At 68.2% G+C, this 10,939-nt stretch carries 12 protein-coding genes and 1 pseudogene; 9 read left to right on the top strand and 4 right to left on the bottom strand.

The annotated features are described in order from the left end of the window. Window positions 1-235 precede the first annotated feature (235 nt). Window positions 236-1,222 (bottom strand): transposase family protein, encoded by a 987-nt coding sequence (locus tag AOK23_RS22265; protein ID WP_240496497.1) that lies wholly within the window; start codon window positions 1,220-1,222, stop codon window positions 236-238. A 379-nt stretch (window positions 1,223-1,601) separates the two neighbouring features. Beyond that, window positions 1,602-2,087, bottom strand: coding sequence for a WapI family immunity protein (locus AOK23_RS22260; protein ID WP_055714449.1), 486 nt, complete (start codon window positions 2,085-2,087; stop codon window positions 1,602-1,604). 529 nt (window positions 2,088-2,616) lie between these two features. Here AOK23_RS22260 and AOK23_RS47975 point away from each other — a divergent pair. The 3 genes from AOK23_RS47975 to AOK23_RS22245 all read left to right on the top strand — a co-directional run bounded on the left by AOK23_RS47975 (window position 2,617) and on the right by AOK23_RS22245 (window position 4,060). Continuing rightward, a complete protein-coding gene (locus tag AOK23_RS47975; protein ID WP_055714448.1) occupies window positions 2,617-3,063 on the top strand; it encodes a hypothetical protein in 447 nt (148 codons plus the stop codon). A 4-nt stretch (window positions 3,064-3,067) separates the two neighbouring features. Continuing rightward, window positions 3,068-3,718, top strand: coding sequence for an NsdA family TPR-like regulatory protein (locus AOK23_RS22250; RefSeq protein WP_055714447.1), 651 nt, complete (start codon window positions 3,068-3,070; stop codon window positions 3,716-3,718). A 123-nt stretch (window positions 3,719-3,841) separates the two neighbouring features. Then, on the top strand, window positions 3,842-4,060 hold the full coding sequence (locus AOK23_RS22245; protein WP_055714446.1) for a hypothetical protein: 219 nt from the start codon (window positions 3,842-3,844) through the stop codon (window positions 4,058-4,060). Between the two features lie 60 nt (window positions 4,061-4,120). Here the strand turns inward: AOK23_RS22245 and AOK23_RS22240 are convergent, their stop codons facing one another. Further along, the gene (locus tag AOK23_RS22240; RefSeq protein ID WP_157878116.1) at window positions 4,121-4,528 is read right to left on the bottom strand and encodes a peptidase inhibitor family I36 protein; all 408 of its coding nucleotides are present in this window, start codon (window positions 4,526-4,528) and stop codon (window positions 4,121-4,123) included. A gap of 560 nt (window positions 4,529-5,088) precedes the next feature. Here AOK23_RS22240 and AOK23_RS22235 point away from each other — a divergent pair. Continuing rightward, window positions 5,089-5,730 (top strand): hypothetical protein, encoded by a 642-nt coding sequence (locus AOK23_RS22235; protein WP_157878115.1) that lies wholly within the window; start codon window positions 5,089-5,091, stop codon window positions 5,728-5,730. On the opposite strand, the gene AOK23_RS50085 is transcribed toward AOK23_RS22235, so the two are convergent. Next, the gene (locus tag AOK23_RS50085; RefSeq protein WP_063791377.1) at window positions 5,711-6,103 is read right to left on the bottom strand and encodes a hypothetical protein; all 393 of its coding nucleotides are present in this window, start codon (window positions 6,101-6,103) and stop codon (window positions 5,711-5,713) included. The genes AOK23_RS22235 and AOK23_RS50085 overlap by 20 nt on opposite strands. Before the next feature lie 194 nt (window positions 6,104-6,297). Here AOK23_RS50085 and AOK23_RS22225 point away from each other — a divergent pair, with 194 nt between their 5' ends. From AOK23_RS22225 to AOK23_RS22215, 5 genes and pseudogenes are all read left to right on the top strand, one after another. Then, a complete protein-coding gene (locus AOK23_RS22225) occupies window positions 6,298-8,277 on the top strand; it encodes an APC family permease (RefSeq protein WP_055714450.1) in 1,980 nt (659 codons plus the stop codon). A 53-nt stretch (window positions 8,278-8,330) separates the two neighbouring features. After that, entirely contained in the window at window positions 8,331-8,474 is a 144-nt protein-coding gene (locus tag AOK23_RS47970; protein WP_157878114.1) for a hypothetical protein, read from the top strand. A gap of 359 nt (window positions 8,475-8,833) precedes the next feature. Next, window positions 8,834-9,433, top strand: a complete 600-nt coding sequence (locus AOK23_RS50080) for a transposase family protein (RefSeq protein WP_240496496.1) — start codon at window positions 8,834-8,836, stop codon at window positions 9,431-9,433. Window positions 9,434-9,790: 357 nt separating this feature from the next. Then, window positions 9,791-10,123 carry a hypothetical protein gene (locus AOK23_RS50075; RefSeq protein WP_240496495.1) on the top strand — a complete coding sequence of 111 codons (333 nt, stop codon included), beginning with the start codon at window positions 9,791-9,793 and terminating at the stop codon, window positions 10,121-10,123. 239 nt (window positions 10,124-10,362) lie between these two features. Continuing rightward, a pseudogene (locus tag AOK23_RS22215) lies at window positions 10,363-10,939 on the top strand (hypothetical protein); the annotation flags it as partial.

Here is a 10,939-nt window from a genome sequence, read left to right as displayed (position 1 = left end):
CCCGGCTTCCGGCGCCGGCCCGAAGGGGCAGGATGAGCTTGGACTTGCCGACGGTGGAGCTTGCTGTCGAAGGCAGCGGATCCAACCGGTTTCCGTTCCTGCGTACGCCGACGCGATCGTCGACATGCAGGCACATCTTGGTGCAAGTGACGGAGGGCTGCGGGGCGGACGCCCGCTCCCCCGGTTCAACAACAGGAGCTGGTCACGGGCGATTGTCTGAGCAGTAGATCGTCCGTCAGCGGTTGACTTCGAGGTTCGTCAGGACGAGCAGAGCGCGCAGGAGGCGGGTGGCGTGGGCGGGGCCGGTGCGGAGCTTGGTGAGGATCCGCCAGTTCTTGAGGTGGGCGAACCCGTGCTCGACGGGTGCGCGTCCAACGGCGAGGACTCTGTTGGCTTCTTTCTGTCCTGGGGTGAGTTTGTGGGTGCGAGTGGCGGCGTAGCCGGTGATGATCACGGGGTCCAGGACGTCGTTGTCCAGGCCGCGGAAGCCGAGGTCGGCCAGCGCCCCGAGGCCGACGGCCTGCAGGTGGGCCAGGATGTGGTCGTGGCGAGCGGCGGTGTTGTCGTGGGTGCTGCCGGGCCGGGCGGCGGATATCCAGATCAGGCGGCCTTTCTCGTCGGTCAGGGCGAGGAAGTGCAGGCCGTGGCTGCGGTGCTTTCCGGAGTAGTTCCGCCGGTCAGCCTTGCCGGTGCGGCGTTGGGTGCGGATGAGGGTGCCATCGATCAGGACCACTTCGCCGCCCTGCTTGGTGACCTTCTTCAGGGCACGGTCCAGACGCGGCGCCTGGGCGGCGAGCAGCCCGATCAGTTCGTCGCGCCAGCGCCGGACGGTGGACTCGGACACATCGTTGCCGCCGGCCATGTCGGCCAGGCGCTGGTCGTGACGCAGCACGGCCAGGACGATCACCGCGATCTTCCCCGGTGGCAGAATCCGCCACCGGGACCCAATCGCCTTCAGATGGCGCCTGAGCAGATCGGCGAGGTGGTTGACGGTGTGCGTGGGCAGCGGAAGACGGCACTGGTAGATAAGCGGGCAGGTGTCCTCGGCGCGCACCTTGGTATTCGTCATGGCGAGTTTGATCAGATTGCTGCGCAGCGGTTCCAGCTTGACCTTCACGCTGACTTCCACCCCCACTACCTCGCCGACCTCGCGGGCCATGACCGGTCCGGCGGCCTGTCGCACGGCGGCGATGATGCGCTGGTAGTTCCCTGGGCAGGGCATTCTCCTCCACGCCCGGCTCGCGATGCGGGACTATCATCACTGCCCGGCCACCCACCTGCCCCGGCATCGGCCGGGCTGAGGAACGCTCCTCAGCCAGCTGCTCGGTCACCCGTTCAAGAACGCGTTCGGCGACGCCGACTTCGTCCCGCTCGGCCCGTACTTCCGCCAGCTGGTTAACCAGCTGCCCTTCGAGTTCATCCAGCTCCGCGCGCCGCGCGGTAATCCGTTCCAGCAGCTCGGGATCCAGCATGCACCGGATCGTAGAAGACTCCCCGGGCACTGCGAGCAGGAATCAGCGGTACGGGGAGTGTCTGGTGGCCGCCCCGGCTGAGGTGGATCTTGCGTAAATGCACGTCGGGTTATCGCGCATGAACGGTGATCAGCGGGGTGGGAAGGAAGTCAGAGCGAGGTCCCACTGATCAGCCGCGTGAAGCAGCGCCGCAGCGTCCATCCTGACCTCCACGACGTACTGGTGGATGCCAGCCCGGTCGTCACCCTGCTGCCACGGGGGCGCTGCCTGCAAGGACAGATGAATGCGAATCACCGCGGCCTCACTCTCGCTCCGACCGGCGAGACTGAAGGCCACGAGCGGCTCAATGAACGAAACGTCCGGTGCCAGCTCGCCTTCGGCATCAGGTTCGGTTACGGCCACCGCCCCCGCAGCCACCGCGCGCAGCCACACGGCCACCTCGCGTGCCTCACGGGTGAGCAAACACGGATCGACGAACGACCAGCTGCCCTCCGGAGTCGTCACTGTGCCAGCAATGACCAGCCAGTTGTCGTCGAACGAGTCACCCCGGACCGCGGCGAACTGATAGCGCACGGGGCGGAGATCGACACTGTTTGCGGGGTCATTCAGGAGCACCGAGCCAGAATGTCATGTACTGAACAGGCACTGCCAGTGAGTTACGTGCTTGGCCAGCAGGACGGACTGCCTCCCAGCCCGGGTGTACCGGTCAGAGCACCCGCCTGGACTGACTTCCGTTTCAGAGACAAGCCCGGCTCTGTCAGATGATCTCGTCCGTGGACTCCCGCCCACGACCAGCGTGAGCACCCCGAGAATCAGTCACACCAGCCCTTTGACTTGCGACTTCAGGTTGGCGAAGACTCAGTGGACTCCACTGCGACACGATGTGGACCACGATGGCGTCCACTCTCGCTCGGCCGTGCGGGAGTGGACGCCGTTGTGTGAACCGCGAGCCAGTCCTATGGACTGTGTTGGCGCGGAATGGCGGTCTCCCTTGCGGACGAGATCCATGCGGGCAACTGTGTGCCCTTTCCGGGACGGTGGAGCGGTTGCACGAGGGGTAAACAGCAACCCGTGTGCTCGGTATACGACGTGGCCGTGGGTCGGCATCAACTGCACGGCATCCGGTGTCTGTTACTGACCTTGAATGCGTGCCGCCTTGCGGCCTCATCGGCTCGATTTCCGCGGCGTGGTCGCCGATCGTGAACATCACCCGTCCCATCTGGGCGACCAGCTGCCGGTCTCCGGTGACGATCTCCTCGTAGCGCGGCGGCTCCAGCCGGTGAGCGGCCAGGAGGTCGTTGAGGTCGTCCCAGGTCGTCAGTCCGGTCACGTCGAGCGCGCCGAGTACGTGTCGGTGTTCGCGGTGCAGTGCCTGGGCGAGGAAGTCCTCGCCCAGGCATTGCACCGCGATAGACAGATCCCTCATCGCGTCAGGGCTCCCGATCGTCAGTCGTTGCCGTCGCTCTTGCCGGTGCCGCCGCCGTCCGAGGGGATGGCATTGCAGCCCCGGGCGGCGACGATCTGCTGGCGGGAGCGGACCAGGCCGCCGGTCGACGGCCCGGACGTGGCCGGAGTCCGACCATGGAGATGACCCGATGAAGCGCCGCAACATGCTGCGTGGCGCGCTCGCCGCCGGGCTCACCGCCCCGGCACTCGCCGCCCCCACCGCCGCCCGGACCGACGTCGACCAGACACTCTCCCCCGGCGTACCCCAGGACCTGGCCGATCTCGAGGCCGCTGCCGAGAGCTACGGGTACGGCTACCACGGCCAGCAGCCCACCCGCGTGCTGGCCGACCTGGTCACCGACTTCACGACCCTGCGCCCGCTGCTCACCGTCCCCCAGCCCCCACCGGTACGGGCGCGGCTGTGCCGGACGGCCGGGCAGATGGCCGGGATGACCGTGATCGTCTTACACGACCTGGGCAGCCGTGGGGAGTCCCGCGCGTGGTTCGCCACCGCCGCCCGGGCCGCAGCTGAATCCGGCGACGACCAACTGCACGCATGGGTCCTCGCCCGCGAGGCCATGGTGCCGCTCAACCACGGCGCCCCGAAAGCGGCGGCCGGCCTTGCCGAACGGGCCCGTCACGTCGCCGGACACCGGTCGACCGCCGCGGCGACGCTGGCGGCCGCAGTCGCCGCCCGCGCCTACGCCCTCAACCACCAGCCTGAGCAGGCCCGCGCCGCGCTCGAGGCCGCCGACGCCCTCATGGACCGGCTCCCCGAGGGCGAGCGGTCGGACACGTGACTGACGTACAGCGAGCAGAAGCACCACGTCCACCTCAGCCACGCCTGCACCACGCACGCCGACACCCGCCGCGCGAGCGAGAGCCAGCAGCGCGCCCTGGAGCTGTCCGCGCCGACCAGCACCATGACGCGCACCCTGCTGAACATCGACGCGGCGGCGTCCCAGCACGACGGCGACACCGAGCAGGCGTGCCGCCGTATGGTCGACGCCCTGACAGCGCTGCCCGCGGACTACCGCACTGGCCTGGTCCGCCGCCGCGCCGTGACCCTGTACGAGGCGATCCCCGCCCAGCACCACCGCGAACACGCTGCACGGGAACTACGCGACGTCATGGCCGGCTAAAAACGACGGCTTCCACAGCAGTCGCCCTCCCCGGGCCCGCTCGATCGATGCGGCTGTCGGCTATCCGATGGTGTAAGGGAGGAACTGGACGGAGGAGGCCACGTCGTTGAAGCCGTTGCCCCGGTTGAAGCTGATGGACTCGCCGGGCAGGAGTGTCACGGGCACTCCCTTGAAGTCGTAGTCGGGGTAGATCCGGACGAGGAAGCGGCTGTTGTTGACAACGGAGCTGGTGACATCGTTGAAGTTGTAGTCGTTCAGGTGGGTGATGTCCTCGGTGGTTCGTAGGATGCGGGCGTCGGTGGGGGCGTTGTAGTCCCAGTTGTCGTAGAGGCAGACGTAGTTGCGGGTGCATGCGTCGCGGCCCTGGCCTCGGATGATCGAGGCGTCGGCGGAGGCGGGGGCAGCTGCGGTCAGCATGGCGGCGGTGGTGAGCGCGACGCTTGCCGCGAGGCGGACTGGGGTCTGCATGGTCAGCGTCATCCTGCTTTCCGGTAGTGGAGGGGGCCGCGGGGCCGACGGCAGCAGTGATGCGGCGCGTACGCGAGGAGGCAACACGGCACCCGTACGTTCCGGCGCAGCGGCAGAGCCAACGACATCTGCGACCCGCGAAGTCATAACCAGCATTCCTGCGACTGAGAGTAGCGGCAATACTACTAATTGTAGTCATTGGTGAATTGAGACATCTCCAAGCCGACGCGGTCGCCAGCTCTACGCCCCCTCACACCCCCCGTGCTAGCCCCCACTGCCAGCAGTCCTCACGGCAGCATGACTACCGAACGGGAGCAAAGACTCCCCTCGTCGTGGTGCCCGGTCCAGCCTCACGAGGCCTTCCACTTCTCCGTGGCCCCTTTCCCGCCCCCGTTCGTCACCTCGTGCACAAGCGCCCGGCGGTGGCCTCAACCAACGGGCCCGCATGAGTGGCGGGAAAGTGATCGCTCGATCGGATGGTTGAAGCGTTGAGGCGTGTCACGAGGATGGAGCGGGACAGGTTGCGGACGTCCCATTCGTCCTTTGCAAAGGAGCACATCATGCGTGTACGCCGGTCCATGACCGTGGCCGCCGGTACGGCTGCCGCCTGCCCGAGCCCCCGGGGGTGGCGCCGTACGGCTGTCGCTGTGGCCGCAGTGTGTGCCGCGCTGGGTGGCGTGCTGGGCACTGCGGCATCCGCAGCGGCTGAGGTGTCCGGTGGCACCGGAGAGGTCCGCAACGCCAGCACCGGCCGGCACATCGGAACCTACGGCAACTACGGTCAGGTGCTTGCTGCGTTCACCGATGCGAACTGGCCGAACTCGTCCGACAGGAGCTGGACCTTCACTCCGCGCGAGCACGGCAGGTACTACAGCATCCAGAGCACCACCCAGGGAACGTGCTGGACCCGCAGCCCGAGGCCGGCAGCCGGTGGCGACTGGGAACGATACGGCCCATGGGTTGTCACCCTGGCACCGTGCAGCCCGAACGCCACGAACCAGCACTTCCAGCTGTGGTCGGAGTCCTACCCGGCGCCGCGCGGGACAGTCTCCATCCACCCCCGGGACGACATCTCCACCGTCCTGAGGCAGACCAGCACCCCTCTCGGTGACGGCGGTACCTGGAACGCACTGAGCCTGGAGAACCCCCAGCACACCAACGACGAGCTCTGGACGGTCCCCGTCACTCCCAACGTTTGGTGATCCCCTTCACCTCCGGCACGTCCTGCGCCATCGAGGCAACGGCGAGTCCAGCCGTGACAGGTATATCGGTGATTGCCTTGGCCTCATCCGTCCCTCCCCGTCCGCAGTCCGCATCGGCCGATGAGCTGGCGGAGCGGTCCATGTACTGCTGCCGTACGGCAACGCGGTCGGTGTCGGCGGCCGACACTCTCCCCAGCGTCCCGGCGAGGTCCTCCCACCAGGAGTTCGGCAGCTGGAGGCCGTGTTGGAGGATCGGGTCGTCGGACAGGGCCGGCTGCTCAACGCGAGCCCGACAGCTCCGCCCCTTAGGCGGTGAAATCGTCGACGGCGTCGTGCACGCCCAGGAGCGCGGGCCGGTGACCGTCGAGGTCACCGAAGGCGTGTTGTGCGTCCAGGGCGCACCGCGTCCTGGGTTGCAGCAGATGACATGACCAGCCGCCCTCGGCTCACTCAGGTGCATCTCAGTACCGGATGAGGGATCCGGTGCCGCATACGCGATGATCGCTGGTGCCCTTGGCAGCTCCGGGTGCCATTTCAGTGATCAAGCAGCGGAAGGACAACGGGGACATGAGTGAGGCGAGTCGGCCGGTGATGCCGGAGACGGTGGACAGTCCCGCCTTGCGGGCCGAGCCGACAGGCAGGGCGGCGCGGTGGCTGCTGCGTCACCGAGTGCAGCCGGTGGGACCCGCGGCCGGTGAGAGTCATGCCGAGCCGCATGCCTGGTGGAAGGTGATGTGCCTGACCGGCGTCGACTACTTCTCCAGCCTGGCCTACGTCCCGGCGATCGCCGCCCTGGCCGCAGGAGCCGTCTCGCCTCTGGCGACACTGCTGATCGTGGCGTTGACGCTGCTGGGGATGCTGCCGATGTACCGCAGGGTGGCCAAGGAGAGCCCGCACGGGGCGGGGTCGGTGGCGATGCTGGAGGATCTGCTGCCGTTTTGGTGGGGCAAGCTGTTCGTGCTGGTCCTGCTCGGCTTCGTGGCCACCTCATGGATCATCACCATCACCCTGTCCACGGCGGACGCCTCGGTGCACGTGGTGGAAAACCCCTTCTTCCCCTCGGTACTGCACGGCCATGAGGTCGCCCTGACGGTGGCGCTGCTGCTGATCCTCGGCGGAGTGTTCCTGCTGGGCTTCAGCGAAGCGGTCAAGGTGGCCATCCCCCTGGTCGCTGTCTTCCTGGCCCTGAATGCCGTCGTCATCGGCGTCGGCGTGGCCCATGTGCTGACCGATCCCGAGGCCTGGTCGGCGTGGACCGGCTCCCTCACCGACCTGGGCGGTTTTGGTGATCTGGCCGGCCCCGCCCTGCTGGCCTTTCCCTTGCTGGTGCTGGGCCTGTCCGGCTTCGAAACCGGGGTGAGCATGATGCCGCTGGTGGCCGCCGACGGCGCCGACGACGAACAGCGGCTTCAGGCCCGCATCCGCAACACCCGCAAGCTCCTCACCGTCGCCGCGCTCATCATGAGCGTCTACCTGCTGGCCGCCAGCTTCGTCACCACCGTCCTCATCCCCGAGGACGAGTTCGAGCCCGGAGGCGCCGCCAACGGCCGCGCCCTGGCCTGGCTCGCGCACGAGCACGTCGGTGAGGCGTTCGGCACCGTCTACGACATCAGCACCATCCTGATCCTGTGGTTCGCCGGTGCCTCCGCCATGGCAGGACTGATCAACATCGTGCCCCGCTACCTGCCCGACTACGGCATGGCACCCGAATGGGGACGCGCCGTGCGCCCGGTCGTCCTCGTCTACACCGCCCTGTGCATCATCATCACCATCACTTTCGACGCCGACGTCGACAAGCAGGCCGGCGCCTACGCCACCGGCATCCTGGCGATGATGGTCTCCGGCGCCTTCGCCGTCACCGTCTTCGTCGCCCGCCATCGACGGCGCGCGGCCACCACCGGATTCGCTGCGCTCACCGCGGTCCTGCTCTACGCGCTGATCGCCAACATCATCGACAAGCCGGACGGCATCGCCATCTCCGGCCTCTTCATCCTCGGCATCATCGCCGTGTCACTGGTCTCCCGCGTATCGCGCACGACCGAGCTGCGTGCCGACCGTCTCGTCTTCGACGAGACCGCCCGCCGGTTCATCGCCGACACCCTCGCCCACGACGAGTCCATCAACATCATCGCCCACCGCCGCGAGGCCGGTGACGCCGCCGAGTACAGCGCCAAGGAACGCGAACAGCGCGGCACCAACCCGGTACCGGGCCCGGCCGACGTGCTCTTCCTGGAGATCGACGTCGTCGACCCGTCCGACTTCAGCGACACCCTCACCGTCCACGGCGTCGAAGTCGACGGCCACCGCATCCTGCGCGCCCAGGCCCCGGCCGCGCCCAACGCCATAGCCGCCATCCTGCTGGCCCTGCGGGACGGCACCGGTGTGCGGCCACACTGCTACTTCGCCTGGGCCGAAGGCAGCCCCCTGGTGCACATGATCCGCTACTTCCTCCTCGGCCGCGGCGACACCGCCCCCGTCACCCGCGAGATCATCCGCAGCAACGAACCCGACCCCGACCGCCGCCCCGGCATCCACGTCGGCGACTGAGCCCGTCCCTCCGTAGCCCTGCACAGCGACTACCAAAAGGGGAACAGAAACCGATGACGGAACCGCACGACCTCACCCGCGGAGTCCGGCGCACCCAGTACGTCCTCCTTCTCCTCATGGCCGCCCTGGGAACAGCCGGGTTCCTCACCAAATGGGCGGTGTGCATCGTGAAGCCGCAGGTCACGGGTCTGGTGTGAATGACGAGTTGGGTACCCGTGCCGGTCGGCGGCCGATGACCATGGCGTAGATCATCGGGCAGGTCCGGCTCCGGCGGAGACAACGCCAAGATCGGCGAAGGGGAGTTGGAAGGCCGCATACGCACCGCCGCTCAGGCGCAGCAGGTCCTCGCCGAGGGTCATCTGGCTGCGTAGGTGAGAACGGGGCTCTGGCACAGATCTTGGGGAGCGGTCGCGGAGGGTCACCGTGGTGTTCGATTGCGAGGAACTGGTCTCGTGTGAGACCGCGTGCGCCTCCGCGTCGGGCAGGCGGTAGTGACGCTCCGTCAGGTCTGTACGGTTCCCCGCAGCTTTGGCCGAGGCCGGTGACGCTACTGGTAATGCAGGCCGATTCATCGTTCTGGGACTTGCTGGTATTCAGCGGGATCGACGACATGGGCGTCGAAGCGGTGACCGCCGCCGTAGGCACGGTCGATGTCACAGCCAGAGGCCGGGCGGCCAGCGCAGCATGTCCGGACTGCAGCCGCTCCTCGAACCGAGTGCACGACTCCTACCAGCGCAGACTGAAGGATCTGCCGCTCGCTGGGCAAAGCGTGGTGATCCATCTGACGGTCCGACGCTTCATCTGCGGGACGGAAAACTGCCCGCGCCGCACGTTCGCCGAGCCGTTCGCGCAGCTGACCGCCCCGTACGCACGCTTCACCACGCGGCTCGGCCACGTCCTGGAGCGCGTTGGGCTCGCACTCGCCGGACGGGCCGGCGCCCGGCTGACCGCCCAACTGGGCTTCCGCGTCGGACGGATGACCCTGCTGCGCAAGGTCATGGCGTTGCCCAGCCCAGCACGCCGCGCGTGCTGGGCGTGGACGACTTTGCGACCCGCCGAGGCAGACCTACTCCACCGTGTTGACCTGTGGAGAAACCCATCGGGTGGTCGACGTGCTCCCGACGGCGCGACTCCGGACCGCTGGCCGCGTGGCTAGCCGCTCACCCGGGCGTGGAGATCATCGGCCGGGACCGAGCGGGCGCCTACGCCGAGGGGGCGCGACTCGGTGCGCCCACCGCGATCCAGGTCTCCGACCGGTTCCACCTGTGGCAGGGTATCGGCCGGGCCGTGGAGACCTGCGTCGCCGCCCACCGCGAGTGCCTGAATGCGCCAACACCGCCTGTACAAGCGGAGATCGAGGCGTCAACCGCCGACTTGGCGCACGTCGGACCCGGCATAGACGGCCGACGGGCCCAGCGCAAGAAGGCCGCACATGCCCAGGTCCACGAACTGCTCACTCAGGGGCACTCGCGCCGGGCGATCGCCCGCCACCTGGGCTGGGGGGCTCAACACCGTGCTGCGCTACGCGCGTGCCGCCACCTGGCAGGACACGCTCCGGGAGAACCGGCCCCGGCCCAGTCGCCTGGACCCCTACAAGCCCTACCTGGAGAGGCGGTTCGCCGAGGGACACATGAACGTCACTCGCCTGCATCGCGAACTGATCGCTGAGAACGCCCCGGTCACCTACCAGATGGTCCGTGCCTACATCGCCACCCTGCGCGCCGCGCCGCCGCAGGCGCCGCCTCCTCCACCGACCGCGGGTCGGGCTGATGAGGTGCCACAGCCGCCAGGTCTCGGGCAGTTTCCGGACCGCTTCCCACAGCGCGCGCGTCTACGGGCCCGCTGACGGCGGCGAGCCTCGGCGACCCGGCGCCGCCAGACACCTCCACACACGCAGCGCCCCCGCTCCGATCTCCCGGGTCGCCGTGCTTGCCCTCGGTCGCGGGAAGCTCGTAGGCGCGTACCTGCTCGTAGGTCAGCAGCACCCGCTCGGTGTGGCTCCAACAAGCCGTGTGTGCTGCCCAGTTCCGCTCGATGTCCTCGCCCGAGCGGTCGAAATCGCCGACCACGAGTAGAACGGCGGTCGTGGCTGGGCGGTGGCTCTGGCTGTACGACCTCGACCTCGCCTACTACGCGCCCTTCCTCAACTCGGGTCCCATCGCCCAAGGCTCGGCCGACCCCGACGGCTTGGATGACCCGCTCGCCCAGGAGCTGCTGACGGCATGGCTCAAGGAGTTAGGCGCCCCCGAGCCCGTGGCCATGGGCACGCTGACCTTGCCCCTCCGTCATACGGCCGCGTGGGTGGCCGAGAAATTCAGCCCGGACGGTCGGCTGACACAGCTCTTCATCCGGATGTTTTCAGCGAAGTGGCCACATAATCTGCGTGACGACGATGACACGGTGCGGCTGGCGGCCCGCAGGGAGGTCGCCGCGCGCATCGCCCACCACGGGCCCCGAGTGGTCATCGCCCACTCCCTGGGCACGGTCGTCACCTACGAGGCCCTCCACGCCCACCCCGAACTGAAAGTGGAACTGCTGCTCACCCTGGGCTCCCCACTCACCCTTCCGCACGCAGTCTTCCACCGCCTCGTCCCCCGCCCCGGCGGCCCCGCCGACGACTCACGGCCCCCGTTCGGTGTCCGCCCGCCTGGTGTCGCCCGCT

It is taken from the genome of Streptomyces torulosus (genome assembly GCF_001419765.1).
In the GTDB taxonomy this organism is placed as follows: domain Bacteria; phylum Actinomycetota; class Actinomycetes; order Streptomycetales; family Streptomycetaceae; genus Streptomyces; species Streptomyces torulosus.
Note: the sequence above shows the minus strand (reverse complement) of the source record. Positions and strands in the feature narration are given on the sequence as shown.

What these genes read in the sequence shown, in the direction of transcription:
- AOK23_RS22225 (WP_055714450.1), top strand. Translation starts at nt 6,298, where the DNA reads ATGAGTGAGGCGAGTCGGCCGGTGATGCCGGAGACGGTGGACAGTCCC.
- AOK23_RS22245 (WP_055714446.1), top strand. Translation starts at nt 3,842, where the DNA reads ATGACGCGCACCCTGCTGAACATCGACGCGGCGGCGTCCCAGCACGAC.
- AOK23_RS22265 (WP_240496497.1), bottom strand. Translation starts at nt 1,222, where the DNA reads ATGCCCTGCCCAGGGAACTACCAGCGCATCATCGCCGCCGTGCGACAG.
- AOK23_RS22240 (WP_157878116.1), bottom strand. Translation starts at nt 4,528, where the DNA reads ATGCAGACCCCAGTCCGCCTCGCGGCAAGCGTCGCGCTCACCACCGCC.
- AOK23_RS47975 (WP_055714448.1), top strand. Translation starts at nt 2,617, where the DNA reads ATGCGTGCCGCCTTGCGGCCTCATCGGCTCGATTTCCGCGGCGTGGTC.
- AOK23_RS47970 (WP_157878114.1), top strand. Translation starts at nt 8,331, where the DNA reads ATGACGGAACCGCACGACCTCACCCGCGGAGTCCGGCGCACCCAGTAC.
- AOK23_RS22250 (WP_055714447.1), top strand. Translation starts at nt 3,068, where the DNA reads ATGAAGCGCCGCAACATGCTGCGTGGCGCGCTCGCCGCCGGGCTCACC.
- AOK23_RS22235 (WP_157878115.1), top strand. Translation starts at nt 5,089, where the DNA reads ATGCGTGTACGCCGGTCCATGACCGTGGCCGCCGGTACGGCTGCCGCC.
- AOK23_RS50080 (WP_240496496.1), top strand. Translation starts at nt 8,834, where the DNA reads ATGCAGGCCGATTCATCGTTCTGGGACTTGCTGGTATTCAGCGGGATC.